The 23,277-nt window shown below is 71.7% G+C and carries 26 protein-coding genes and 1 pseudogene; 16 read left to right on the top strand and 11 right to left on the bottom strand.

Going from position 1 to position 23,277, the window contains the following annotated elements:
• Nucleotides 1-116: 116 nt before the first annotated feature.
• On the top strand, nucleotides 117-1,319 hold the full coding sequence (locus RM479_RS24165) for a PP2C family protein-serine/threonine phosphatase (protein ID WP_311514004.1): 1,203 nt from the start codon (nucleotides 117-119) through the stop codon (nucleotides 1,317-1,319).
• 66 nt (nucleotides 1,320-1,385) lie between these two features.
• On the opposite strand, the gene RM479_RS24160 is transcribed toward RM479_RS24165, so the two are convergent.
• The 3 genes from RM479_RS24160 to gdhA form a co-directional block, all read right to left on the bottom strand.
• On the bottom strand, nucleotides 1,386-2,144 hold the full coding sequence (locus RM479_RS24160) for a MerR family transcriptional regulator (protein WP_311514003.1): 759 nt from the start codon (nucleotides 2,142-2,144) through the stop codon (nucleotides 1,386-1,388).
• 17 nt (nucleotides 2,145-2,161) lie between these two features.
• Nucleotides 2,162-3,052 (bottom strand): DUF2268 domain-containing protein, encoded by an 891-nt coding sequence (locus RM479_RS24155; protein WP_311514002.1) that lies wholly within the window; start codon nucleotides 3,050-3,052, stop codon nucleotides 2,162-2,164.
• Nucleotides 3,053-3,403: 351 nt separating this feature from the next.
• A complete protein-coding gene (gene gdhA / locus RM479_RS24150) occupies nucleotides 3,404-4,777 on the bottom strand; it encodes an NADP-specific glutamate dehydrogenase (RefSeq protein WP_311514001.1) in 1,374 nt (457 codons plus the stop codon).
• Between the two features lie 260 nt (nucleotides 4,778-5,037).
• Here gdhA and RM479_RS24145 point away from each other — a divergent pair, with 260 nt between their 5' ends.
• The 3 genes and pseudogenes from RM479_RS24145 (at nucleotide 5,038) to RM479_RS24135 (ending at nucleotide 6,656) form a co-directional block, all read left to right on the top strand.
• A complete protein-coding gene (locus RM479_RS24145; RefSeq protein ID WP_311514000.1) occupies nucleotides 5,038-5,718 on the top strand; it encodes a GNAT family N-acetyltransferase in 681 nt (226 codons plus the stop codon).
• 100 nt (nucleotides 5,719-5,818) lie between these two features.
• Nucleotides 5,819-6,295 (top strand): annotated as a pseudogene (locus tag RM479_RS24140) (phosphotransferase); the annotation flags it as partial.
• Nucleotides 6,296-6,440: 145 nt separating this feature from the next.
• Complete coding sequence (locus tag RM479_RS24135; RefSeq protein ID WP_311514066.1) at nucleotides 6,441-6,656, top strand: hypothetical protein; 216 nt, start codon at nucleotides 6,441-6,443, stop codon at nucleotides 6,654-6,656.
• Here RM479_RS24135 and RM479_RS24130 read toward each other — a convergent pair.
• On the bottom strand, nucleotides 6,637-7,200 hold the full coding sequence (locus tag RM479_RS24130) for a helix-turn-helix domain-containing protein (RefSeq protein WP_311513999.1): 564 nt from the start codon (nucleotides 7,198-7,200) through the stop codon (nucleotides 6,637-6,639). The two genes, RM479_RS24135 and RM479_RS24130, sit on opposite strands and share 20 nt — an antisense overlap.
• Before the next feature lie 40 nt (nucleotides 7,201-7,240).
• On the opposite strand from RM479_RS24130, the gene RM479_RS24125 reads away from it, so the two are divergent.
• Both RM479_RS24125 and RM479_RS24120 read left to right on the top strand, forming a co-directional pair.
• Nucleotides 7,241-7,762 (top strand): GNAT family N-acetyltransferase, encoded by a 522-nt coding sequence (locus tag RM479_RS24125; protein WP_311513998.1) that lies wholly within the window; start codon nucleotides 7,241-7,243, stop codon nucleotides 7,760-7,762.
• 99 nt (nucleotides 7,763-7,861) lie between these two features.
• Nucleotides 7,862-8,827, top strand: coding sequence for an EamA family transporter (locus RM479_RS24120; RefSeq protein WP_311513997.1), 966 nt, complete (start codon nucleotides 7,862-7,864; stop codon nucleotides 8,825-8,827).
• A gap of 388 nt (nucleotides 8,828-9,215) precedes the next feature.
• On the opposite strand, the gene RM479_RS24115 is transcribed toward RM479_RS24120, so the two are convergent.
• Nucleotides 9,216-9,617, bottom strand: a complete 402-nt coding sequence (locus RM479_RS24115) for a DUF2784 domain-containing protein (protein WP_311513996.1) — start codon at nucleotides 9,615-9,617, stop codon at nucleotides 9,216-9,218.
• A 250-nt stretch (nucleotides 9,618-9,867) separates the two neighbouring features.
• On the opposite strand from RM479_RS24115, the gene RM479_RS24110 reads away from it, so the two are divergent.
• From RM479_RS24110 to RM479_RS24095, 4 genes are all read left to right on the top strand, one after another.
• Nucleotides 9,868-10,875: a DUF2804 domain-containing protein gene (locus RM479_RS24110; protein WP_311513995.1), complete on the top strand. Its 1,008-nt coding sequence runs from the start codon at nucleotides 9,868-9,870 to the stop codon at nucleotides 10,873-10,875.
• Between the two features lie 87 nt (nucleotides 10,876-10,962).
• Nucleotides 10,963-11,979 (top strand): pirin family protein, encoded by a 1,017-nt coding sequence (locus RM479_RS24105; protein ID WP_311513994.1) that lies wholly within the window; start codon nucleotides 10,963-10,965, stop codon nucleotides 11,977-11,979.
• A gap of 245 nt (nucleotides 11,980-12,224) precedes the next feature.
• Nucleotides 12,225-13,778, top strand: coding sequence for a sodium-dependent transporter (locus RM479_RS24100; protein ID WP_311513993.1), 1,554 nt, complete (start codon nucleotides 12,225-12,227; stop codon nucleotides 13,776-13,778).
• On the top strand, nucleotides 13,778-13,882 hold the full coding sequence (locus tag RM479_RS24095; RefSeq protein ID WP_274809773.1) for a methionine/alanine import family NSS transporter small subunit: 105 nt from the start codon (nucleotides 13,778-13,780) through the stop codon (nucleotides 13,880-13,882). Before RM479_RS24100 ends, RM479_RS24095 begins: the two co-directional genes overlap by 1 nt.
• Before the next feature lie 242 nt (nucleotides 13,883-14,124).
• Here RM479_RS24095 and RM479_RS24090 read toward each other — a convergent pair whose 3' ends face one another.
• Nucleotides 14,125-14,667, bottom strand: coding sequence for a type 1 glutamine amidotransferase domain-containing protein (locus RM479_RS24090; protein WP_274809774.1), 543 nt, complete (start codon nucleotides 14,665-14,667; stop codon nucleotides 14,125-14,127).
• Between the two features lie 148 nt (nucleotides 14,668-14,815).
• The gene (locus tag RM479_RS24085) at nucleotides 14,816-15,649 is read right to left on the bottom strand and encodes an SDR family oxidoreductase (RefSeq protein WP_311513992.1); all 834 of its coding nucleotides are present in this window, start codon (nucleotides 15,647-15,649) and stop codon (nucleotides 14,816-14,818) included.
• 176 nt (nucleotides 15,650-15,825) lie between these two features.
• Here RM479_RS24085 and RM479_RS24080 point away from each other — a divergent pair, with 176 nt between their 5' ends.
• Complete coding sequence (locus RM479_RS24080) at nucleotides 15,826-16,677, top strand: metalloregulator ArsR/SmtB family transcription factor (RefSeq protein WP_311513991.1); 852 nt, start codon at nucleotides 15,826-15,828, stop codon at nucleotides 16,675-16,677.
• Nucleotides 16,674-17,273: a dihydrofolate reductase family protein gene (locus RM479_RS24075; RefSeq protein WP_311513990.1), complete on the top strand. Its 600-nt coding sequence runs from the start codon at nucleotides 16,674-16,676 to the stop codon at nucleotides 17,271-17,273. The genes RM479_RS24080 and RM479_RS24075 overlap by 4 nt, the downstream gene beginning before the upstream one ends.
• An 88-nt stretch (nucleotides 17,274-17,361) precedes the next feature.
• On the opposite strand, the gene RM479_RS24070 is transcribed toward RM479_RS24075, so the two are convergent.
• Together RM479_RS24070 and RM479_RS24065 are read right to left on the bottom strand one after the other, a co-directional pair.
• Nucleotides 17,362-18,312, bottom strand: a complete 951-nt coding sequence (locus RM479_RS24070; protein WP_311513989.1) for a phosphotransferase family protein — start codon at nucleotides 18,310-18,312, stop codon at nucleotides 17,362-17,364.
• A gap of 181 nt (nucleotides 18,313-18,493) precedes the next feature.
• Entirely contained in the window at nucleotides 18,494-19,090 is a 597-nt protein-coding gene (locus RM479_RS24065; RefSeq protein ID WP_311513988.1) for a helix-turn-helix domain-containing protein, read from the bottom strand.
• 86 nt (nucleotides 19,091-19,176) lie between these two features.
• Between RM479_RS24065 and RM479_RS24060 the strand changes: the two genes are divergently transcribed.
• From RM479_RS24060 to RM479_RS24050, 3 genes are all read left to right on the top strand, one after another.
• Nucleotides 19,177-19,803: a class I SAM-dependent methyltransferase gene (locus RM479_RS24060; protein ID WP_311513987.1), complete on the top strand. Its 627-nt coding sequence runs from the start codon at nucleotides 19,177-19,179 to the stop codon at nucleotides 19,801-19,803.
• Between the two features lie 39 nt (nucleotides 19,804-19,842).
• On the top strand, nucleotides 19,843-20,349 hold the full coding sequence (locus tag RM479_RS24055) for a DinB family protein (RefSeq protein WP_311513986.1): 507 nt from the start codon (nucleotides 19,843-19,845) through the stop codon (nucleotides 20,347-20,349).
• Between the two features lie 162 nt (nucleotides 20,350-20,511).
• Nucleotides 20,512-21,417, top strand: a complete 906-nt coding sequence (locus tag RM479_RS24050; RefSeq protein WP_311513985.1) for an NPCBM/NEW2 domain-containing protein — start codon at nucleotides 20,512-20,514, stop codon at nucleotides 21,415-21,417.
• A gap of 63 nt (nucleotides 21,418-21,480) precedes the next feature.
• Here RM479_RS24050 and RM479_RS24045 read toward each other — a convergent pair whose 3' ends face one another.
• Together RM479_RS24045 and RM479_RS24040 are read right to left on the bottom strand one after the other, a co-directional pair.
• A complete protein-coding gene (locus RM479_RS24045; RefSeq protein WP_311513984.1) occupies nucleotides 21,481-21,660 on the bottom strand; it encodes a DUF397 domain-containing protein in 180 nt (59 codons plus the stop codon).
• Complete coding sequence (locus tag RM479_RS24040; protein ID WP_311513983.1) at nucleotides 21,657-22,472, bottom strand: Scr1 family TA system antitoxin-like transcriptional regulator; 816 nt, start codon at nucleotides 22,470-22,472, stop codon at nucleotides 21,657-21,659. Before RM479_RS24040 ends, RM479_RS24045 begins: the two co-directional genes overlap by 4 nt.
• 253 nt (nucleotides 22,473-22,725) lie before the next feature.
• Between RM479_RS24040 and RM479_RS24035 the strand changes: the two genes are divergently transcribed.
• Nucleotides 22,726-23,157: an ATP-binding protein gene (locus tag RM479_RS24035; protein ID WP_274809789.1), complete on the top strand. Its 432-nt coding sequence runs from the start codon at nucleotides 22,726-22,728 to the stop codon at nucleotides 23,155-23,157.
• Nucleotides 23,158-23,277: the final 120 nt, after the last annotated feature.

Below are 23,277 nucleotides of genomic sequence, written 5' to 3'. Positions count from 1 at the left end.
GAACGAGGCGAACCGATGACCGGGAGCGGCCTGTTGTTCACGGTACGACCGGTGTGAGCAGGGGAGAATGGTGCCGGCGGTCAGGTCGGGGTGGGTGGGAACTCGGGGAGGCGACGATGGCGGGTGACCGGATCGGGCTGGTGGAGATGCTCGCGGCGGCGGAGGACGCGGCACCGGTGGAGTCCATCGACGTGGTGGCGCGGAACCTTCGCGACCGGTTCGACGCGCAGGAGGTCTCGTTCCTGTTCGTCGACATCGTCGGTCGGCAGATGGTGCGGATCGACGAGGAGGCCGCCACGCGGACCCAAGGAGGCCACGTCGATCGGATCCCGCTGGCCGACAGCGTCTACGACCGGGTGTTGCGCACCCAGGAACCCGTATGCGCACCCGGAGACGGACCCGGGCGGCGGGTGCTCGCGCCGGTGACCAACCGGGGCGACACCATCGGCGTTCTGGAGATCACCCTGCCGCACGTCACCGAGGAGATCCTGGAGCAGGTCCACGAGGCCGCGCACGCGCTGGCGTACATCATCGTCACCGACCGCCGTTTCACCGATCTCTACCACTGGGGCCAGCGCACCACCCGGCTCACCTTGGCCGCCGAGATCCAACGCCGGCTCCTGCCCGGCGCCTCCTCCTGCGAGGCCGCGCAGTTCGCCCTCGCCGCGGCCCTGACACCCGCCGACTCCGTCGCCGGGGACACCTACGACTACACCCTCGACCACGACACCCTGCACCTGTCCATCACCGACACCATGGGCCATGACGTCAACGCCGCCCTGATGGCCACCCTGCTGATCAGCGCCTCCCGCGGCGCCCGCCGCGCCGACGCCGACCTGGCCGAGCAGGCCCGCCGTGCCCACCAGGCCCTTCTCGACCACGGCGGCTACACCCACGCCACCGGGCAGCTGGTGCGCATCGCCCTGGACGGGAGCGGCACGCGATTCGTCAACGCCGGACACCCCTGGCCGCTGCTCCTGCGGGGCGGCACGGTGACCGAGGTGCCTGTGGACGTCGACCTGCCCTTCGGCATCCCCGCGCCCGCCTCCTACCACGTACAGGAGGTCGACCTGCGTCCCGGCGACCGCCTCGTCCTCTACACCGACGGTATGCAGGAACGCCGGGCGGAAACCGTCGACCTGCCCCGCCTGATCCGTGACACCGAGGGCGAACACCCCCGTGAGGTCGTACGGGCCCTCTCCGCCGCGGTCACCGACGCCTGCGGCGGCCGGTTGGCCGACGACGCCACCGTCATGTGCCTGGACTGGCACGGCCCCCACTCCGGAGGCCGCGACGCCCGGGCCGGTGCCGACAGGTGAGCCGTGCCGCACCCCGTGCGGCCCGGCCGGCGGATATCCGGGGTGCGCGGCGCGGGTACGGGGCCCCTACATCCGGGTCCGGGCGTACTCGTGCAGCGCGTCGCGGACGAACGCCGCGCCCTCCGCCCCCTGGTAGGTGGCGATGAAGGCCGGGTTCTCGACATAGGTGTCGGCCAGGCAGGTCACCATCGAGATCGCACGCTCCCGATCGCCCTCGGCCGTCGGGGTGCCCGGGATCTCGGACAGCCACTCCACGTGCCGGGCCGCCACCCCCTGGGCGCGCGCCGACACGGGAGTGACCCCCTCCCCCCGGGCGGCGATCCACGCGGCGACCAGGTCCTCGGTGTCCCGCTTCCAGGCCTGCTGCTCCCGCAGGCTCTTGGCGTGCCACCACTCGTGGCCCGCCCGGAACGCGTCCTCTCCCCAGCGCTCGGTCACCTCGTCCCGGTAGCGGTCGTTGAACCCCTCCAGCAGTACGTCCGCGCACGGTTCCACCCCGGCCTCCCGGGCCGACAAGATGTGCCGCACCGCCCGGAGGTCCCGGTCGATCCGGTCCCGTTCCTCCTCCAGTGCGGCGATGTGCGCCCGGAGCCCGTCGCACTCGTCGACCTCCTCGGCCAGGACCCCGGCGATGGCCGCCAGTCCCATGCCCGTCCGGCGCAGCAGCAGGATGCGCCGCAGGCGGGCGACCTCGCCGGGACCGTAATGGCGGTGTCCGTTGTCACCCACCCGGGAAGGGGGCAGGAGCCCGATGCGGTCGTAGTGCCGCAGGGTGCGGCCGGTGACGCCCGCCCTGGTCGCGAGTTCCCGGATCGTCCACTCCATGGTCGTCCCCCCGTCCGTCACCGGCCCAGATGGCGCAGCGCGGTGTCGATGACCTCCGTGCGGTCGGCGCGCACGGCCTCGGCGGCGGTGCGCCCCGTGGCCGCCAGGTAGGCGTCGGCCAACCGGTTGCCGACGGCGTACCCGGCACCCGTCGGCAGCCCCACCGGCGTGGCGCCGAACCGTTCCGCGCTCGCGTCGCCGTGCACCCAGGCCGTGAAATTCTCCATGCCGGTCACATCGAGCCCCGACAGCACCTTGCCGAAGACCGCCTCGTCGTCCAGGGACGGTACACCGATACGGGTGCGACCGAGCGCGTCGCCGTACAGTTCCCGGGCGAAGGCGTCGGCCAGACCCTCGCCGATCACGTGCTCGCCGACGGTGACGGTCGCCGGATCCCACACGACCCCGCCCGGTCCGTAGCGCAGGTTGTGGTGGAGTTCGTGCACGGCGATGGCCTCCAGCCGCTCCACGTTCTCGGGGAAGGGCCACAGGGTGATGGTGATGTACCCGGCCAGGCCGCCGGAGCCGGCCAAGCCCAGGATGGGCCCCATGAAGTGGGGGTCGCCCGGGTCGCCGAGCACGAACAGCACGGTGATGTCGGGGCCCTCCATCCCCGGCGTTCCCTTGAGCAGCACGGCCGACGCCTCGTCGAGGGCGTTTCTCATCCGGCCCAGGGCGTCGGCCGCCGCCAAGGTGTCGAGCGCCGCGAGGCAGCGCTCCTCGTCGCGGTCGAGGGGGAACCCGAAGGACCTCAGGTGCAGGTCGGCGAGGTCGACCTCGCCGGGGACGAAACGGTACATGTCCCGCACGGGTTCGAGCATGGCGCGCAGCAGGTCGAGACGGTCGGCGGCGGGGGCGCGCAGGACGCGCCCCATGGAGGTCAGGGTGTCCGCGACGGTGATCTTCATGGGCCCGACGCTAGGGGTTGACGCTGCGTCAAGGTCAAACCCGAAGGCGGCCCCCTTCGCCCGTGGCACCGTCCACGCGCTCACGCGGCCCCTTCTCGTCCAGGCCACGGCATTCGACGGCCACGGTCTCGCGATACCGGCTCGGCCACCGGGTCGGCATGGGGGCGCTCGTCGGACACGAACGGGGGAGGCGCGGAAATCGTTCATGGGAGTCGCCCCCGGGAGGCACGGCCGGGGCCGGTCAACAGGGTGTCGCCGGTCCCGGGACCGGCGACATGATCGGCCGCCCTCGCCGTGCGGGCGCCGTGGTCCCGGTGCGCGGGGAGACGCCCACCGGGACCGTTCGGCGACCTAGATGAGTCCTTGGGCGAGCATGGCGTCGGCCACCCGCTCGAACCCGGCCGCGTTGGCGCCCAGCACGTAGTCGCCCGGGGCGCCGTGGCGTTCGGCGGCCTCCTCGCAGCGGTCGTGGACGTCGACCATGATCCGGGCCAGCTCCGCCTCGGTGTGCTCGAACGACCAGGATTCGCGGCGGGCGTTCTGACGCATCTCCAGGACACTGGTGGCCACACCCCCGGCGTTGGCGGCCTTGCCCGGGGCGAACAGCACGTCGGCCTCGCGCAGCACCCGCACCGCGTCGGGGGTGGTGGGCATGTTCGCGCCCTCCACGACCGCCGCCACGCCGTTGCGCACCAGGGTCCGGGCGTCGTCGGCGTCCAGCTCGTTCTGGGTGGCCGACGGGATCGCGACCGCGCAGGGCACGTCCCACACGCTGCCGCCCTGCACGTAGTGGGCGTCACCGCCGTGCCGCCGGGCGTACTCGACGATGCGGCCCCGCTCGACCTCCTTGATCTGCTTGAGCAGGTTCAGGTCCAGGCCCTTGTCGTCGACCACGTACCCGCCCGAATCGGAGCAGGCGACCACGACGGCGCCGAGTTCCCGGGCCTTCTCCACCGCGTACAGGGCGACGTTGCCCGACCCCGACACCACCACGCGGGCGCCCTCCAGGGAACGGCCGTGGCGTTCGAGCATCCGCTGGGCGAACATGACGGCCCCGTACCCGGTGGCCTCGGTGCGCGCCCGCGATCCTCCCCATTCCAGGCCCTTGCCGGTGAGGACCCCGGCCTCCCAGCGGTTGGTGAGCCGCCGGTACTGGCCGAACAGGTAGCCGAGCTCGCGCCCGCCGACCCCGATGTCACCGGCGGGGACGTCGGTGTGCTCCCCCAGGTGACGGTGGAGTTCGGTCATGAAGGACTGGCAGAAGCGTTCGATCTCGGCGTCGGAGCGGCCCTTGGGGTCGAAGTCGCTGCCGCCCTTGCCCCCGCCGATGTTCATGCCGGTGAGGGCGTTCTTGAAGATCTGCTCGAAACCGAGGAACTTGACGACGCCCAGGTTCACGCTCGGGTGGAAGCGCAGGCCGCCCTTGTAGGGGCCCAGCGCGCCGTTGAACTCCACCCGGAAACCCCGGTTGACGTGGACACGGCCTCGGTCGTCGCGCCAGGGGACCCGGAAGACGATCTGGCGTTCCGGTTCGCACAGGCGCTCCAGGATGCCGGCCTCGACGTACTCGGGGTGCTGGACCAGTACCGGGGAGAGCGTCTCCAGAACCTCCAGGACGGCTTGGCGGAACTCCGGCTGCTCCGGGTCGCGTCGTAGGACCTGCTCGTAGGCGGCGCGCAGGGCGGGGTGACGGTCGGCGAGTCCGGTGGTGTGGACGTCGGACATGCGGGACGCGGTCCTCTCGGTGGCGGCGCACCGGCGCCTCCAGGGCGGGGCGCCGCGGCACGGTGATGTCATCGCTGTTTCGGTGACGTGCCATCGACGTTACACAGGCCGCCCGTGTTCCGTTGGCCACGGTGTCCCCTCCCGCGTGCGGTGACGGCGAGGGCGCTCCGGGAGTGTGATCGGATACGGACAAGGGGCACCATGGTTCACATCCGTCTCCGAGGCCCCTCGGTCCGCTCTCCGTGCCAGGAAGGACGCTCATGCCGTTCCCGTCCGACGTCCCTCTCTCCGACCTGGTCCGCCGATGGCAGCGGGGCTGGGGAACGGCGCGCTCCCTTTCCCCACCGGTGGAGGAGGACGGGGCGCTGCGCGTGCACTTCGGCTTCGCACACCGCCACGACGAGTACGTGCTGCTCGACGTCGACCGGGAACCCGACACGATCCGGGCCGTCGCCGCGCGGGTGCTCGACTCGCCGCACACGGACTGGGTGACCGTTCCCACGACCGTGCCCGACAAGACGAAGCTGCTGTTGAAGGAGGCGGGACTGATGGTCGACCCGGGCTACGAGACGCTCATGGACGTGGACCTGGAGGATCACCCGGTCATCGAACCGCCGAGGCCCTACCGTGTCACGGTCGGGAAGGCGAGGGCGGTGATCCGCGTGCGGATCACGACCCCGCAGGGGGACGAGGCGGCCTCCGGCGCGGTGGGCGTCGGTGACGACGACGCCGTGGCCGACGCCATCGTCACCGAGCCCGAACACCGGCGCCGGGGGTTGGGCGGGGCGGTGATGTCCGCGTTGGCGGAGCACGCCCGCAGGGCGGGTGCGACCCGGGGGGTGCTGGTGGCCTCCTCGGAGGGGCGGCACCTGTACGCCTCTCTGGGCTGGAGCACCCGGGCGACGGTCCTCATCGCCCGCGCACCCCGCGCCATCGGCTGAGCGGACACCGGGCACGGCCCAGGCCGGAACCACTTCTCCGGTCCCGCCCGGGGATCGCACGTGCCGCCGGGTCCCCGGTCCGATCGTGCGAGCCTGGGGGATGACCGATGTCCCAAACCCCCTGCCCGGCGGCATGATGAACACCGTCATCCGCCGCGGCGACCGGGTCGTCCGCACCGCCCCCGCGACGGCCGCCGCCCTGCACCGCCACCTGCGAGCCCTGGCCGACGGCGGCTTCGACGGCGCGCCGCGCCCTCTGGCCCTGCGTCCCGACGGTCGCGAGGAGTTGATCTTCGTCGAGGGGGAGGTGGCACTGCCCCCGTTCCCCTCCTGGGTCGCCGGCGACGAGGTCCTGGCCTCAGCGGCCCGTCTGCTGCGCCGTTACCACGACGCCGCCGTCGGCCTTCCGCACGACCGCGACGCGCCCTGGCCGGGCGACCTCGCGGATCCGCGCGGCGGGCCGGTCCTGTGCCACAACGACCCGTGCGTGGAGAACATCGTGTTCCGCGACCGCCGCGCGGCGGCACTCATCGACTTCGACCTGGCCGCCCCCGGCCGCCCGATCTGGGACGTGGCGGCCCTGGCCTACCACATGGGCCCCCCTGCCGCCCGAAGTCGCCGCCGGGCGGGTCTGGGAGGACCTGGACACCGCCCGTCGCCTGCGCCTGATCGCCGACTCCTACGGGCTGGCCGGTCGAGAGCGCGCCCTGCTGCCGGAGACCGTGGAGGAGTACCTGGCCGTGGCCCGCGTGTTCGTGGCCGGGCGGGTCGCGGCCGGGGACGCGGGGTTCGTCGACGCCCTGGAACACGGCGGCGGGTGGGCGCGCTGGGATCGTCGGCGGGACTGGCTGTCCGACCGGCGGGCCGGGCTGGTCCGCGCGCTGACCGCGCCCGGGACCGTCGACGGCCGACCCGGGGTCAGGGGGCACGACGGGTGACGGCCACCAGGTACCGGCACTCCTTCTCACCCGGGTTGTGGAACTCGCACGGTGCGGCCGGGCCCAACCGGAGGCAGTCGCCCCCGTCCAGCACGTGCACGGTCTCCCCCTCGCGGAACTCCAGCGTCCCCTCCATCACCCAGATCTGGTGGTGGGTGAAGGTGTAGGCCTCGGCGGGGAAGGACACCCGCGCACCCGGAGGCAGGTGCACCTCCACGAGTTCGAGTCGGCCGTCGGAGGTGGGCGAGACGGCCCGCCGGGTGTACCCGGTGTCGGGGTCGGTCCACACCGGTTGTTCCTCGCGCCGGGCGAGCCTGCGCTCTCCGCGTTCGGCGCTGGCGATCAGTTCCGACAGGGTGATGCCGAGGGCCGCGGAGAGCCGGCCCAGCAGGGAGGCGGTGGGCTGGACGTCGCCGTTCTCGATGCGGCTGATCATGGCCCGGGACACCCCGGAACGGTCGGCCAGGGCGGCGCCGGTCAGACCGCGGTCGGTGCGCAGACGCTGGAGGGTGGTGGCGAGGGCCACATGGAGGTCGTCGCTCATGGGTTCATCATAGTGAACATATTCGTCTACCATCCTCAATATGAACGCGAAGCCGACCCTCCACACCGTCCGTGACGCCACCCCGGCCGACGCCGCCGCCTGCGCCGACGTCTACGCGCCCTACGTCACCGACACCGCCATCACCTTCGAACTGGATCCCCCAACCACCGAGGAGATGGCCGAGCGCATCGCCACCGCCCGTCGCGACCACGCCTGGCTCGTCCTGGAGGACGCCACCGGCGACGTCCTCGGCTACGCCTACGGCGGCGCCTTCCGCGCCCGCCCCGCCTACCGGTGGTCCTGCGAGGTCAGCGTCTACCTCCGCCGAGGCGTGCGCCGCACCGGCGCCGGCCGCGCCCTGTACGGCGCGCTCCTACCCCGCCTGGCCGAACGCGGCATGACCCGCGCCATCGCCTGCATGACCCTGCCCAACGACGCCAGCCTCGGCCTGCACCGATCCCTGGGTTTCACCGACGTCGGCGTCATGCACGAGGTCGGCCGCAAGCACGGCGTCTGGCACGACGTCGCCTGGGCCGAACTCGACCTCACCACCCTGCGCTGACCCCCGCGGAGCCCCCGAAAACCGATGCGGCCCCCACCACCGACACCTATCCTCGGAGGGATCCCGTCCCTTTCGCGCACCCTCGGGGGAATCGAGCCCGTGTCCGCAGCACCCGTCCGCCACCGCCCCTCCGGCCTGGCCTTCGCCCTCGCCTCGGCCCTGGCCTTCGGAGGCGCGGGTGTCTTCGCCCGCCCCCTGCTCGACGCGGGCATGGACCCGCTCCAGGTCACCTGGCTTCGCCTGGCCGGGGCCGCGCTGCTGCTGTCGCCCATCGCCGTGCGCCACCGACGCGTCCTGACCCGCCGGCCCCTGCTCATCCTCGCCTACGGGGTGTTCCCCATGGCCGGGGTCCAGGCCCTGTACTTCGCCGCGATCGCCCGCATCCCCGTCGGGATCGCGCTGCTCATCGAATTCCTCGGCCCCGTCCTGGTCCTGTTGTGGCTGCGCACGGTACGCCGCACCCGCGTCTCCCCCGCCGCCGCGATCGGCGTCATCCTGGCCGTGGCCGGACTGGGGTTGCTGCTGGAGGTGTGGGCCGGGATGCGCCTGGACGTCATCGGGGTGGCCCTCGCCTTGGGCGCGGCGGCCGGTCAGGCCGCCTACTTCCTGCTGTCGGACCGCACCGGCGACGACGCCGACCCGCTGGCCGTCATCGCCTTCGGCTCCATCACCGCCACCGTCCTGCTGCTGCCCCTGGCCCGCCCCTGGAATCTGGACCGGGGCCTGCTCGCCGCGTCCATGGACCTGGGCCCGCTACCGGTGCCCGGGTGGGCCCTGGCCCTGTGGCTGGGCCTGGTGTGCACCGCGATCGCCTACTTCACCGGCATCGCCGCCGTGCGCCGCCTGTCGCCGCAGATCGCCGGCGGTGTCGCCTACCTGGAGGTCGTCACCGCGATCGTGCTGGCCTGGGTGCTGCTGGGCGAGGCCCTCACCCCGGTACAGATCGCGGGCGCGGTCGTCATCGTCGCGGGGGCGTTCATCGCCCAGACCGCCGTTCCCGGCACCCCGGAGCCTCCGGCGGCGACACCCACCGAACCGGACGACCGGCCCGCCGCCCTGACCTGAGGCCGACGCGGCCACCCGGCTTCTCAGCGTCCCATCGGACTCGGCCGGGAACCGACGACGCCACGGCACACGACGGAGCCCCCGCGCGACACTCGGTCGCACGGGGGCTCCCGTCACAGCCGGACCTCGACTCCCCCCCGGGGCCGAGGATCCGGCCGGGCCACGGGCGTCATCCCCCGAAAACGCCCGGCCCCGCACCCGCGCCGGGTCCTCCCGGGCCGCGCGGCCTCGACGACCGCCCCCTCTGGCCCGCGAGGAGCGCGAGTGCTCACCAGAGCCAGTACCCGATCCCCCGCGGGTAAACATCGGGATCCTCGGAAACGGCCGGAGAGATCGGGCCGCCGCCCCCGTGCGGGCCGCTCCCCCGGTGACCCCGCGCGGGAACCGCTCAGCTTCGGATCCCGCTTCGGTGTTCCCCGGCGTCCGCCTCCACACGGCGCCGCCACAGCCACCACGTGCCCGCCCACGAGGCGGCGACGACGCCCGCGATGACGTACCGGGACGTCATCAGGTGCTCGCGCGGGTACAGGGTGCCGGTCAGGTAGTGGTCGATGAACCCGAACTCCATCACCGGTCGCCCCGTGGCGGCACGCGACCAGTTCTCGATCTCGGTCAGAAAGCAGGGCCAGCCGATGGTGACGATGCCCAGTGCGTAGGCGGCCACGCCCAGGTGCACCCAGAACAGGCGGGGGTGCCGCCAGGCCGTGAAACCGCCCAGGACGACGTAGGCGAAGAACGCGAAGTGCAGGGCCGCCGCGGCGAGCCCGGCCAGGAGGACGAGGAAGGTCATGGCCTCGAACGTACGAGGGCACGGCCTCCCCCACATGGGCGCTCGTACTCAGGTCGGGTGGGTGCCGGTGCTCAACCGGCGACCCCGTGTGGCCCCGTGTGGCCCCGTGCCACGGTCGTCCGGCGCACTCCGGGCGACCTCCCCGGACCGCAGGGTGGGGAACAGATCGCCCTCGGACCGGGGAAGCATGCGCGGGTACGGGCCCTCTCGCCCTTACCCGTGAGCGGGCACGCCCCCTATGCTGCCGGTCATGCCTACTCACGAGCGGGAGATCACCACCCCCGTCGACCTGTGCGCCCCCGACGGCCGGCTCGCCTCCGGGGCCGTGGGCTGGTCCCGCACGCCCCTGCACCGCACCGTCCTGCCCGCCGGGTGGGGGCGCCGCAAGAAGTGGGAGTACTGGTGCGTGCTCACCCCCACCCACCTGGTCGCCCTCACCGTCGCCGACATCGACTACCTGTCGGTCACCGCCGTCCACCTCCTGGAGTACGGGGGCGTGGAGACCGGCCGCACCGTGCTCGGCCCGCTCGGCCGCGGGGTGCGCCTGCCCGACACCCTCGACGCCGGCCCCGTCACCGCCCTGGGGCCGATCCGCGCCCGGATCCGCCCGCTGGACGGCGGCACCCACATGCGGTTCTCCTGCGACACCCCGCAGGGCCGGCTCGACGCCGACCTGACCGTGGACCTGCCCGCCGGCCACGAGACCATGAGCGTCGTCATCCCGTGGAGCGAGGACCGCTTCCAGTACACCTCCAAGCACACCGCCCGCCCCGCCCACGGGACCGTCCGACTGGGCGGTCGCGTCCTGGACTTCGAGGGCGGATGGGGCGTCCTCGACCACGGCCGGGGCCGCTGGCCCTACGACACCCGCTGGAACTGGGGGGCCGCCGCCGGGGAGACCGACGGCCGGACCGTGGGCCTGCAACTGGGCGGCAGGTGGACCGAGGGCACCGGCCTGACCGAGAACGCCCTGTGCGTGGACGGACGCCTCACCAAGATCGGTGAGGAACTGGAGTGGGAGTACGACCCCGACGACGAGTCCTCGCCCTGGTGGATCCGCACCCCCGCCTCCGAGCGGGTGGACCTGCTGTTCACCCCGTTCCACCGGAGGCTGGACCGCATCGACGCGGGGGTGCTGGTCAACGACACCCGCCAGTGCTTCGGCCACTACACCGGCACGATCCGCACCGACGACGGCGAGGGGATCGCCGTGGACGGCCTGACCGGGTTCGCCGAACATGTCCACATGCGATGGTGATCCGCGCCCGCCGGTGACCGGACCGCGTCGGGGCCGCACGCCGTGTCACCCGCTGTCGGCACCGTCGACTCGACTACCGTCGGCGATGTGAGCAACCTCGAAACCCACCCCGTCGAAGAGAGCGTCTGCGGCGGAGAGGCCGCACCCGCCGCCCCCGACCCCGACGCCGAACTCCTCCTGCCCCGCGAGGTCCCCCTCGGCGGGCCCCGCGCCATGCCGGTCCGCCGCGCCCTCCCCGGCAAGCACCGGCGCATGATCGGCGCCTGGTGCTTCGCCGACGTCTACGGTCCCGACGACGTCTCGGCCGGCGAGGGCATGCAGGTGCCCCCGCACCCGCACATCGGCCTGCAAACGATCAGCTGGCTGGTCCGGGGCTCGGTCCACCACCGCGACAGCCTCGGCTCCGACCGGCTGGTCCGGCCCGGCCGGCTCAACCTCATGAGCGCCGGGCACGGCATCGCGCACTCCGAGCGCACCCCCGCCGACGCGCCCGCCCTGCTGCACGGAGCCCAACTGTGGGTGGCCCTGCCCGACGGGGCCCGCGACGGTGCGCCCGTCTTCGAGCACCACGCCGATCTGCCCGTGTTCGAGGTGCCGGGAGCCCGGGTCACGGTGCTCGTCGGCGAGGTGGCCGGACACCGTTCCGCCGCCACGGCGCACACCCCGCTGGTCGGCGCCGAGGTGCTCGTCGAACCCGGGGCGCGGGTGCGCCTGCCCCTGGACGCCGACTTCGAACACGGGGTGCTGCCCTTGGACGCGCCCGTGTCGCTGCTCGGCCACCGGGTGGAGGCCGGGGCCCTGCTCTACCTGGGGCAGGGGCGCACGGAGGTGGAGCTGTCGGTACCGGAGTCGGCGGAGCCGGCCCACCTGCTGCTGTTGGGCGGGGAACCGTTCACCGAGGACCTCGTCATGTGGTGGAACTTCGTGGGACGCGACCACGACGAGATCGTCGCCGCCCGCGACGCCTGGGAGGCCGGGCGCACCGCGCCCGGCGAGGGCCGCCGCTTCGGTGCGGTCATCGGCGACGACGGGGCGGCTCTGCCCGCCCCCGGACTGCCCAACGCGCGGCTGCGGCCCCGGCCGCGTCACCGCAGCGACCGATAGCCCGCCGGTCCCCGCCGAGGTCCGCCTCCGGTCGGGCGCCGACGGTTCGACAAGGCGCACTGAACATCACGGTCAAGTCGCCCTCATCGACCGTCGCGGGCTCGGGCACACCATGGACGTTTGATCGCCACGGCCCCGAAGGGGCGAGACGAACCGCCGGTCCGGGCTTCCGGAACGTGCTGTTCCGTCCATATTCCTGCTAGCGTGCGGGGCGCGCAACGACGGCATGATGAGGAGACCTGAACATGGTCCAACAGACTCGCGAGCAGTGGGGGACGCGCGCGGGCTTCCTGATGGCGGCGATCGGATCCGCCGTCGGACTCGGCAACATCTGGCGATTCCCCTACATCGCCTATGACAACGGCGGCGGGGCGTTCCTGGTGCCCTACCTGGTGGCCCTGCTGACCGCCGGTATCCCGCTGCTGATCCTGGAGTACTCGATCGGTCACAGGTACCGGTCGTCGGCCCCGCTGGCCTATCGGCGGATCTCTCGACCGGCGGAGGCCATCGGCTGGTGGCAGGTGGCGATCTGTTTCGTGATCGCCGTCTACTACGGGGCGATCATCGCCTGGAGCGCCTCCTACATCTGGTTCTCCGTCACCGAGGCCTGGGGGGACGACCCCAACGGGTTCTTCTTCGGCGAATACCTCCAGATGAGCGAGACCCCGGGCGGGGTCACCGGGTACGTACCCGCCGTGGCCCTGCCGCTCATCGCCGTGTGGGTCGTGGTGCTGGCCATCCTGGCCCTGGGCATCCGCAAGGGCGTCGAGAGGGCCAACCGGATCTTCATCCCGCTGCTGGTGGTCCTGTTCCTCATCATGGTGGTGCAGGCGCTCACCCTGGAGGGCGCCACCACGGGTCTGGACGCCCTGTTCACCCCCGACTGGAGCGCCATGCTCGACGGCGGGGTGTGGGTGGCGGCCTACGGGCAGATCTTCTTCTCCCTGTCCATCGGTTTCGGCATCATGGTCACCTACGCCTCCTACCTGAAGCGCAAGGCCGACCTGACCGGCTCGGCGATGGTGGCCGGTTTCGCCAACAGCTCCTTCGAGCTGCTGGCCGGCATCGGTGTGTTCGCGGCCCTGGGGTTCATGGCCACGGCCGCCGGCAGCGCCGTGGACGAGGTCGCCACCTCCGGCATCGGGTTGGCCTTCATCGCCTTCCCGCAGATCATCTCCACCCTGCCCTTCGGCGGGTCGGTGTTCGGCGTGCTGTTCTTCGCCTCGCTGGTGATCGCCGGCCTCAGCTCGTTGATCAGCATCGTCGAGGTCGTGGTCTCCGCGGTGCAGGACCGTGTCGGGCTGGGCCGCCTCCAGGCCGTCCTGATGGTCGGCGGCGTGATCGCCCTGGTGTCCGTGCTGGTCTTCCCCACGCACGAGGGCCTGTACTACCTGGACGTGTTCGACCACTTCATCAACCAGTACGGCATCGTCCTGGCCGCCCTGGTGACGCTCATCGTGTTCGGGTGGGTGCTGCGCCGCCTGCCGCTCTTCCAGGAGCACAGCAACGCCGTCTCCTCCATCCGCCTGGGCGCGTGGTGGAAGATCACCCTGGGCGTGGTCACCCCGATCCTGCTGGGCTTCATGATGTGGGACAGCCTGCGCGCGGAGCTGGCCGAGAACTACGGCGGTTACCCGGTCGGGTTCCTGCTCTCGGCCGGTTGGGGTGTGGCCATCGGCGCCATCGTCATCGGCGTGATCGTCGCGCTGGTGCCCTGGCGTCGGGCCGACCGGATGGCCGCCCAGGACGCCGAACGCCTCAAGAGCGGGACCACTGACACCGAGGAGGGTGACCGCTGATGTCCACCAGCGCGATCGTCATGATGATCGTCTCGATGGTCCTGCTGTGGGGAGGGCTGATCGCGGCCGTCGTCCACCTGCGACGCCATCCCGACACCGACTGATCACGGCACGACGACGGGCCCGACGTGGAGAACTCCGCTCGGGTTCCAGCGGTGGTCGCGACACCCTGACTTCGGGGAGGTTGCGGCCACCGTGTCGTTTTCGCAGAAGGAACCGGTCCGTCCGCGGGCCGGGTTCCCGGAGCCGATGGCCGAGTCCGGGACGTCCATGTCCCGGACCGGCCGACGCGATCGCCGGGGGCGGAGCCCGGGACGGGCCCCGCCCCCGGTCTTCCGGCGCCCCGTCAGGCCCGGGTCAGTTCCTCGATGATCCGTTCGCAGAACGCGGGCAGGTCACCGGGGTTGCGGCTGGTGGTGATGCCCGCGTCGGTGACCACCTCGGCCTCGACCACGTGACCGCCGGCGTTGCGCACGTCGGTGCGGATGCTCGGGTAGGAGGTCACCGTGCGTCCGCGCACCAGATCGGCCTCCACCAGCACCCACGGTCCGTGGCAGATCGCCGCGATGGGCTTGCCGGCCGCCGCGAACTCCTTGACGAACCGGATCGCGTCCGAGTCGGAGCGCAGGTTGTCGGGGTTGACGGTCCCTCCGGGCAGGACCAGGTAGTCGTAGTCGTCGACCGAGGCCTCCGACACCCGGCGGTCGACCCGGAAGACGTCGGCCGGTTCGATGTCGCCGTTCATGGCCTGGATCTCGCCGTCCTTGAGGGACAGCAGTTCGGTGTCGGCCCCGGCCTCGCGCAGGGTCCGACGGGGTTGCTCCAACTCGACCTGCTCGACCCCGTCTGCGGCCAGGAACGCGACCCGGCGACCGGTGAGCGTTGCCATTCTCCTTCGCCTCCTCGCATAGCGGGCGCCGCCCCTCACGGCGCCGTGGTGGCCGCCCTACCCGTTCATCGGGATCTTGCACCCGCCGTGGGGCGGAACCGGACCGTGGGGGCCCGGAAGAGGGAGGCGGCCGTTCGTCGGTCGTGGGTCATCCCGCCCGCCAGGTGGCGTCCTGGAGCGCGCCTCCGGCCTGGGGTCCCATCAAGGAGAGCCCGCCGTCGACGAACAGCGAGGCCCCGGTGACGTAGGACGCCTTCGGGTCGGCCAGGAACGAAACGGCCTCCGCCACCTCGTACGCGTGGCCCGGTCGGGGCAGCGGGTACCCGGCGCGCGAGTCCAGCGCGGGTTCCTCCTCGTGCTGGCCGGTCATGGGCGTGGCGATCTCGCCCGGCGCGACGGCGTTCACGGTGATGCCGTACAGGCCCAGTTCCAGGGCCAGGACGCGGGTGAGCAGCTTCAGCCCGCCCTTGGCCGCGCAGTAGGCGCCGGCGGTCACCCGCGGATACTCCTCGTGCACGCTGGTGATGTTGACGATGCGGCCGCCGCGACCGGCGTCGCGCATGTACGAGGCCGCGATCTTCGAGCACAGGAAGGGCGCGTCCAGGTCCACCGCCAGGACCTGGCGCCAGCGCTCGTAGTCGGTCTCCAGGAGGTGCTCTCCGGAACCGATCCCCGCGTTGTTGACCAGGACGCCCACCCCGCCGAGTTCCTCGATCAGGGCCGAGACGGCCTCGGCGCCGCGTGGCGGGTCGGTGAGGTCGTGCCGGCGCACGGCCACCCGGCGTCCGGTCTCACGGATCTCGCTCTCGGTGCGGGCGATGCCCTCCTCGTCGCTGTGGTAGGTGATTCCGACGGCGAAGCCCATCCGGGCGAGACGGATGGCGATCGCCCGGCCGATGCCGCTGTCGGCACCGGTCACGATCGCCACGCGGTCGTAGTCGTCGAACTCGGTCGCTCCATCGACGCGCTCATCGTGTGCCATGGGCGCTCCTCCCTTCCCTGCGCCTTGACGGCGCGTGTGCGCTTCGTGTGGGCGGCTACCCGTCGCGCCCCTCGGTACACGTGGCGACTCGGAGCCGTCTTCTCCTTCCGACGGTGGACGATCGACATCTTTATATTCATTGACAAGAATATTCGCTTGGGAGAATAATCAAGGTCATGCACGAACGACTGGAGGCCCTGGGCGAGGCCGCCCGCTTGCGCATCGTCCGCCTGCTGACGGAGCGACCGCTGTCGGTGGGGGTGATCGCGGAACGGGCGGGACTGCGCCAACCCCAGGCGACCAAGCACCTGCAACGGCTGGAGCGAGCGGGGCTGGTGGTCTCCCGGAGATCCGCCAACCGGCGGGTCTACGCCCTCGAACCGGAACCGCTCCGCGAGCTGGCCGCGCTGCTGACCGGCCTCGCCGACACGGCGGAGGCCCACCGGTGCGACCGGGAGACCTTCGAGGCCTACTTCGCCGCCGTCGAGGCCGAGACGCGCGCCGCCGACCGCGCACGCTGGGCCGACGAGCGGACCTTCGTGTTCGATCGCGTCCTGCGGGCGTCGCGGGCGACCGTGTGGAGCCACCTCACCGAGCCCGACCTGCTCGCGCGCTGGTGGGCGCCGAACGACCTGACCGTCACCGAGGTGGCCTTGGAACCCCGACCCGGCGGGCGGGCCGTGTTGGCCTATCGCGACGCGGCCGACACCTCCGGTGTGGACGGCACCGTGGGCCGTGCCGAGGGCGTCGTGGACGAGGTCGCCGAGCGGGAGCGGATCGTCCTGCGCCTCTCCCCGCTCCTCCCGGACGGCGGGACCGCGTTCACGGGCCACTACGAGTTCACGCTCTCCGACACCGAGGGCGGAACCGGGCTGGGCGTGCGCCTGCGGATCACCGACAGCGCCGTGGCCTCCGCCGAGTTCGTCGCCGGCATCGAGATCGGCTGGAACCAGTCGCTCGACAAGCTCACCGCCGCCGTCACCGGCGGCGCCTCCCCACGGCAGGACCGAGAAGAGGAACCATCGTGAACGGACACACCGGCCGCAGGGTCGTCACCAACATGAGCCTCACCCTCGACGGAAGGTACGCGGGCCCCGCAGGCCCGCACGACCTCGGATGGGTGATGCCGTACGCCACCACCGACGTCGCCCGCGACCACCTGAGCGAGCTGTGGCGGACCGCCACCACCGCACTGCTGGGGCGGGTCAACGCCGAGGGGTTCATGGGGTACTGGCCGCCCGTCGCCGACGACGGGTCCGCCGACGCGCGGGACCGGGGGTTCGCCTCCTGGCTGGTGGAAGCCGAGAAGGTGGTGCTCTCCGGCTCCCTCACCGAGCCACCGTGGGAGCGCACGCGCGTCGAGAACGCGCCCGCCGCCGATGTGGTCGACAGGCTCAAGGTGGAGGAGGGCGGGGACATCCTCGTGCTGTCCAGCGCGAGCGTCATCCGGGCGCTGCTCGCGGCGGACAGGGTCGACCGGCTGGCGCTGATGATCTTCCCGGAGTTCGTCGGCGGCGGGCCCCGGCTCTTCGAGGACGGCCTGCCGACCGGGAAGTGGTCGCTGGTCTCCCACACCGCGGGGGAACACGGGACGGTCGGCCTGGTCTACGACCGCGTCGGCTGACGCGTCTCGACGAGGGCCCCGGGGTCGGCAGCCGGACCGACGCGTCCGGTGACCGACCCCGGGGCGGGGCGCAACGCCCCCGCCCGGCTCAGTGGGCGACGCCGCCGGCGAACGGCATCTCCCGCCACTGGTCGACGGCCGGCACCAGGTACTCCACCAACGAGGGCAGCTGCGGTACGAGCGCGAGGGTGGTGATGGCGCGCAGCATCCCCACGGCGTTCACGAAACCGAGGACGTCCTCGTTCAGCGTCCTCATGCCGTTGCGCCGCGCGCCTCGGTCGTAGGCCGATTCCAGGTCGGGGCCCAGCGCCGCCAGGTCCCACTCGACGGGCCCCAGGGTGACCAGCTCGAAGTCGGCGTAGAGGTCCCCGTCCACCCCGGAGAAGACGTTCGCGGGTGGGGAGTCGCCGTGAACCGGCTGGAGTTCGATCCCCGGGAACGCCTCCTCGAACGCCGCACGCGAGCGCACGAGGGGTTCCAGGACCCGCCACTCACGCCGCGCGCGGTCCAGGTCGGCCGGGCCGATGAGATCGGGGTGCCCTTCGAGCAGGACCAGGCCCTCCGTGATGGACCGCGGCTCGGCCGCGGACAGGAACGACAGCCGACCCGGGTACCCGCGCATCGCGGCGTGCAGGTCGGCGACGCTTTCGGAGTTCGCCGCGTAGTCGGGCTCCTTGTCGCGGTCCTCCTCGACGAACCGCCAGAACGTCATCGAGAAGCGGTCGCGCCGAACGGGTTCCGGCGGCACGAGAGGGCTGGGCTCGATCACGGGGGTCCCGCGATCCGCCAGCCACCGGGTCACGTCCAACTCGGCCCGCTGGCGGTCCGCCAGGGAATCGAGGTCCGTACAGGGCGGCAGGACGGTCGGGACGCGGGCCACGACCGGTGCGGGCGCGAGGTGGACGACGACGGAGAACAGGTCGTGGAGCACCCTGGCGTCGGTGACGGTGAGGCCGAGGTCGCGCCCCGCCTCGACGGCGGCGTCGACGGCGGCGGAGGTGCGGCGGGCGAGGTCCCGTGGCGTCATGGAGTAGGTCATGGCCTGATCGTTGCAGGTCCGGGAACGTCGGGGGCGACGGCTCACCCGCCGTCCCGTCGATCGCGGCCCCACCCCCTCCGCCCGGACACGTTCCCGGCCATCGCGACGGTGATCCGGGGGTGACCACCGGCCGGAACCCGGTCGGCGACGCGGGGAACGGCCATCGGGCGGCCGGGCCCGGTCAGCGGTTCGAGGACGTGGAGGCCGGGGCGGCGCGCACGTGCGCGCGCACCCCTTGCAGGCCGAAGAGGATGAGGAGTTCGACCACCCCGCCGTCGGCGCTGCCCAACCAGTGCGGCGAGGACGTGTCGAACTCGGCCACCTCACCGGGCGTCAGCGTCAGGTCGTGCTCGCCGAGCACGAGCCGCAGACGGCCGTTGAGCACGTACAGCCACTCGAAGCCCTCGTGGGTCCGAGGGGTCGGTTCGAGCGGCTCGGGCCGCCCGGGAATGATCATCTTGAACGCCTGCGTACCGCCCGGCCGCCTGGACAGCGGAACGAAGGTCATCCCGAACCGCCGGATCGGCTTCAGGTGGATGCGGGGGTCGCCCGTGCGCGGGGCGCCGACGAGGTCGTCCAGCGGGACGTCGTAGGTGCGCGCCAGCGGCAGCAGCAACTCCAATGTCGCCCGCCGTCGCCCGCTCTCCAGCCGGGACAGGGTGCTCTCCGAGACCCCGGTCGCCTCCGCGAGGTCGGCGAGGGTGACGCCGCGCTCGCGGCGCAGCGCGCGCAGCCTGGGGCCCACCACGTCGAGTACGTCCTGCGTCTCGCGATCCACGGGACCATCTTGCCAGAACCGCAAGTTTTCGTGCCGAACCGCGGTGCTCCGGCGAGACTGAGCGCACCTCGACAGAAGGAGCTTCCATGAGCACCACCGACGCGGTCGCGTTCTGGGACGACCTTTACGCGGCCCGACCGGCCGCCACCGACCCGCGACCGAACGCCCGTCTCACCGAGACCGTCACGGACCTGCCGCCCGGCGACGCGCTGGACCTGGGGTGCGGCACCGGCGGAGACGCGCTGTGGCTCGCCCGGCGGGGGTGGCGCGTCACCGCGATCGACATCTCGGCCGTGGCGGTCGAACGGCTCGCCGACCTCGCACGCTCGGGCGGACTGGAGGAGGGGATCACCGCCGAGCGGCACGATCTGCGCGCGTCCTTCCCGCAGGGCCGGTTCGACCTGGTCTGCGCCCACTACCTCCACACCCCCTTCGACCTGGACCGGGCGGCCGTCCTGCGCTCGGCCGCGCACGCCCTGCGCCCGGGCGGACGGCTGCTGGTCGTCGACCACGGCTCGACCGCGCCGTGGTCGTGGAACCGGGATCCCGACGCCCACCACCCCACCCCGCGGGAGGTCGCCGCGGGCATCGCGCTGGACCCGGCGGCGTGGACGGTCGAGCGTGCCGACGCGCCCCGCAGGATCGCGACCGGGCCGGGCGGGCGCACCGCCGAGGTCATCGACCATGTTCTGCTGGTCCGCCGCACGGCCTGACCGGGTTCCGGAAGCGGACCACGACGAAGGAGGACCTTCATGCCGACAGCCTCACGCCGCCATCGGCGCGGCGACACCCCGCCGCCCCGGACCGGGAGCGGCGAGGCCGAGGTCCTGCGCGGGTTCCTCGACTACCTTCGGGCCTCCATCGCGGCGAAGGTCGAGGGTGCCCCCGAACCGCAGGTGCGCACGGCCGGGGTTCCGTCGGGCACCAACCTGCTCGGCCTGCTCCACCATCTGACCTTCGTGGAACGCTCGATGTTCCTGGGGGACGAGGTCACCGACTGGCGGGCGACGTTCCAGGCCGCTCCTGAGGACGGGGTGGCCGACGTCGTCGCCCGTTACCGGGAGGCGGTCGAGCGCGCGAACGAGGTTCTCGACGGGTGCGACGACCTGGGCGCCCCGGTCCCCCGGCCCCGGGTTCGGCCGGAACGTCCGGCGCCCAGTGTCCGCTGGGCGCTCGCGCACATGATCGAGGAGACGGGCCGCCACGCGGGTCACGCCGACATCCTGCGCGAACGGATCGACGGCGAGACCGGCCGCTGACTCCGACACCGAGGAATGAAAGGGCGTAATGCGTATCGAAAACGAATAAGAACACGAACAGCCCAGAAGCGGAAACCGACAGATCTCCCCTATGAAGAAACAGCGCGGCGATCTCCGAAACCCACTGGCACCGCCGAAACCCCCTACCCCATACTTTCCCGTATGTGGAGAACCCGGTTTTTCCTGTGGGCCACCTGGTCGCTCTGGCTCCTCGCGGTCCTCGGCCTCGCCGCGTGGCTGCTGTGGATCGGCGGTGGCATCACGGAGGCGGCCTCCTGGGAGTTCTTCTCCTGGTCGGCCGGGTCCTTGACCGCCATCGTCGCCGTTCTGGGCACCTTCACCGTTTTCGTACTGCGCGGGACACGCACTCCCGAGGAGGAGGGGGCGCCCCCCTGGCCGCACAAGCGGGTCGAGTGGACCCGGGCCGCCGTCTGCTTCTCGTTGACGGTGGTCCTCATCGGCGGTGTCCTCCTGGGAGGAGCGGGTCAGCACGTGGCCCACCTGCTCAAGGAGAGTGTGGCCGAGCGGACCGGTGCGGCGGGGAACGGCGCGGGGAACCCCGGGACTTCCGAAACGGCCACACCGGAGATCGACGACCCCTCGGAGGGCACCGGGGAGGGGGTGGCCGTCACCTCGTCCCCGGACGATCCACAGGAGGACGTCTCGGCCCCGGTGAGCCCTTCCCCGGAGCGGAAGTCACTGCTGGGCCTTTCGAGGACCTCCTCCACCCACCATCAGGACACCGGAACCGTCCGGGTCGGGGGTGACACCTACACCGAGGCCGTGCATCTGGGCAGTTGCGCCCTGTGCTCCATGGAGTACGACCTCGGCAAGGACTGGACGACCTTCGAGGCGACGATCGGCCTGGCCGACGATTCCGAGGAGGGCGCCGAGGTCACCTTCCGGATGTACGCCGACTCCGACCCGGTCCTCAGCCACACCCTGTCCCGAGGTGAGGTCGAGGAGATCTCCATCGATGTGGCGGGGGCGTTGTATCTGAAACTGGAGGCCGAGCGGGTCAGTAGCGGAGGCATCGCCGTGTGGGGCGACCCTGCCGTGTTCCGCTGATCCCGGCGCCTTCGACGGGGTCGTCCCCGCCGCAGTGCCGGCGGGGGACGACCCCGTCGAAGGTCAGGAGGAGGCGAGGGTGTTCAGGAGAGTGGTCCACTCCCCGGCGGTGAACTCCAGGTGCCCGAGTTCCCGGTTGCGGGTGTCGCGCACGGCGGCCCCCGTGTCCGTTCCCGCGACCTCTACACAGTCGCCGCCGGTCCCGTTGCTGTAGGACGACTTCTTCCAGTCTTCGGTCATCATCTGATGTCGCCTCGAATCTCTTCCATCTTCGCGCGGGACTCAGGTACCGGCAGCGCAGCGCTCCTCAGCTCCGCGAACGTGCGCTCGTAGCTTGCCACAACCTCCGGTTGTTTCAGGACGAACCCGGTCTCCTGGCTCTCCACGTACACAAAAGCACCGGTATCAGGCACTTCCATGATTTTAAAGGCCCCGCCCAGCCCCGCATGCCCTTCGGTGTTCAACGGCACGATCTGAATCCGCAGGCGAGGACGTTTCGACTGTTTGACGAGGTGCTGAATCTGAGCGTCCATGATCCCCGGATCGTGGAACCGGCGCAGCAGCACGCTCTCGTCCAGCAGAACCGTCATCGCAGGTGGGTACGCACGGTCCAGGAGTTCCTGCCGGTGCCTACGGGCGGCCACGATCTTGTCGATGCTCTCGGGCTCGGCGCGGGGACGCGCGAGCATGCTGATGCCGCGCGCGTACTCCTCGATCTGGAGGAGGCCCGGCACCAGGCCGAGGGAGTACTCCCTGATCTCGATGGCGGTCTGTTCGGATTCGGCCACTTCGCGGAAATACGCGCTCGTGCCTCCCTCTGAGAAGGAGGCGTCCCATGCACTGATGAGGACACCGTGCGCGGTAAGGGCCGAGTCCAGCAGCACCACATAGTCCCGCTGTGTCCCCTTTTTACCAAGCTCCAAATCGCTGATGGTGCTCTGCCCGACCGTCGAGGACGCCGACAGCTCTTGCTGCGTGAGGCCCATCTGAGCACGCAGTTTTCTCAAGAGGCGACCGAACCTGGCCCTGGAGATCTTGAGGTCGTCACCTGCCACGTCTTCTGCGCTCCGATCCCTTATCTCGGATTACCGACGCTTATAAAAAAATTACCGAGAGTGACGATAAGCGTAGACCACAGGGCGAAGCCATGGGCAAGGTTGGCGAAGAAAAGGCCCTCGCGACAAGTGAAAAGCCTCGGGGGTCGAAGTCGCGAGCGTCCCTCCGAGGCAGAAGTGCCACGCCTCCAAAACCCCGAAATGAGACGAAATGCAATGTACCGTTCCGCGCCAGCGTGGCTCGGGGTCGCCCTTGCCACTCCCCCGTCGGCTGAAGGTCACCGACCCCGACGTATCGGCGTTGCTGGTCCCGGCACTGGACGCGGACGACACGGAATGGTACGACGCCCACGTCCGGCCCTGGGCCTATCGAGCCGCACGAAGCGGCTCGACGGTCTCCCGCCGGGTGGCCCGGGTCTCCGTCGCGCTCGTGCGCAACGCCCACCGGTGGACCCTGTCGGGGCGGCCCGGCGGCACGGCCGAACTCCGTGTCCGCCGCACGGGGTTCCAGGTCGAGGTGGCCGTGACCGACGACGGCGCGGTACCCGGTGAGGACGGCTGGTACCCCTTCCCCACGCTGGGCGCCGGCACGGGCCTGCGACTGGTCGACTCCCTCTCCCTCTACTGGGACTGGGAGGGCGGCGCCGGGACCCCCACCCGGGTCCGCGCGATCCTCGACCGCTGACTGTGAGGATGTGTAATGGCTTCTCCGGCAGGTCTGACCCACCCGCTGACCGACACCGACAGGTTGTCCTTTACGGGATTCGTCGGCTTGTCCGGGGAAGCCACCGCACGCGACCGGACG

It is taken from the genome of Nocardiopsis lambiniae (genome assembly GCF_031845465.1).
GTDB lineage: Bacteria > Actinomycetota > Actinomycetes > Streptosporangiales > Streptosporangiaceae > Nocardiopsis > Nocardiopsis lambiniae.
The sequence above is the reverse complement of the archived record's forward strand: the minus strand, read 5'-3'. Positions and strand labels throughout refer to the sequence as shown.

Bases quoted from the DNA above. Each gene is read 5' to 3' on its own strand.
- RM479_RS24165 (WP_311514004.1), top strand. From the start codon at position 117: ATGGCGGGTGACCGGATCGGGCTGGTGGAGATGCTCGCGGCGGCGGAG.
- RM479_RS24160 (WP_311514003.1), bottom strand. From the start codon at position 2,144: ATGGAGTGGACGATCCGGGAACTCGCGACCAGGGCGGGCGTCACCGGC.
- RM479_RS24155 (WP_311514002.1), bottom strand. From the start codon at position 3,052: ATGAAGATCACCGTCGCGGACACCCTGACCTCCATGGGGCGCGTCCTG.
- gdhA (WP_311514001.1), bottom strand. From the start codon at position 4,777: ATGTCCGACGTCCACACCACCGGACTCGCCGACCGTCACCCCGCCCTG.
- RM479_RS24145 (WP_311514000.1), top strand. From the start codon at position 5,038: ATGCCGTTCCCGTCCGACGTCCCTCTCTCCGACCTGGTCCGCCGATGG.
- RM479_RS24130 (WP_311513999.1), bottom strand. From the start codon at position 7,200: ATGAGCGACGACCTCCATGTGGCCCTCGCCACCACCCTCCAGCGTCTG.
- RM479_RS24125 (WP_311513998.1), top strand. From the start codon at position 7,241: ATGAACGCGAAGCCGACCCTCCACACCGTCCGTGACGCCACCCCGGCC.
- RM479_RS24115 (WP_311513996.1), bottom strand. From the start codon at position 9,617: ATGACCTTCCTCGTCCTCCTGGCCGGGCTCGCCGCGGCGGCCCTGCAC.
- RM479_RS24110 (WP_311513995.1), top strand. From the start codon at position 9,868: ATGCCTACTCACGAGCGGGAGATCACCACCCCCGTCGACCTGTGCGCC.
- RM479_RS24100 (WP_311513993.1), top strand. From the start codon at position 12,225: ATGGTCCAACAGACTCGCGAGCAGTGGGGGACGCGCGCGGGCTTCCTG.
- RM479_RS24095 (WP_274809773.1), top strand. From the start codon at position 13,778: ATGTCCACCAGCGCGATCGTCATGATGATCGTCTCGATGGTCCTGCTG.
- RM479_RS24090 (WP_274809774.1), bottom strand. From the start codon at position 14,667: ATGGCAACGCTCACCGGTCGCCGGGTCGCGTTCCTGGCCGCAGACGGG.
- RM479_RS24085 (WP_311513992.1), bottom strand. From the start codon at position 15,649: ATGGCACACGATGAGCGCGTCGATGGAGCGACCGAGTTCGACGACTAC.
- RM479_RS24080 (WP_311513991.1), top strand. From the start codon at position 15,826: ATGCACGAACGACTGGAGGCCCTGGGCGAGGCCGCCCGCTTGCGCATC.
- RM479_RS24070 (WP_311513989.1), bottom strand. From the start codon at position 18,312: ATGACCTACTCCATGACGCCACGGGACCTCGCCCGCCGCACCTCCGCC.
- RM479_RS24060 (WP_311513987.1), top strand. From the start codon at position 19,177: ATGAGCACCACCGACGCGGTCGCGTTCTGGGACGACCTTTACGCGGCC.
- RM479_RS24055 (WP_311513986.1), top strand. From the start codon at position 19,843: ATGCCGACAGCCTCACGCCGCCATCGGCGCGGCGACACCCCGCCGCCC.
- RM479_RS24050 (WP_311513985.1), top strand. From the start codon at position 20,512: ATGTGGAGAACCCGGTTTTTCCTGTGGGCCACCTGGTCGCTCTGGCTC.
- RM479_RS24045 (WP_311513984.1), bottom strand. From the start codon at position 21,660: ATGATGACCGAAGACTGGAAGAAGTCGTCCTACAGCAACGGGACCGGC.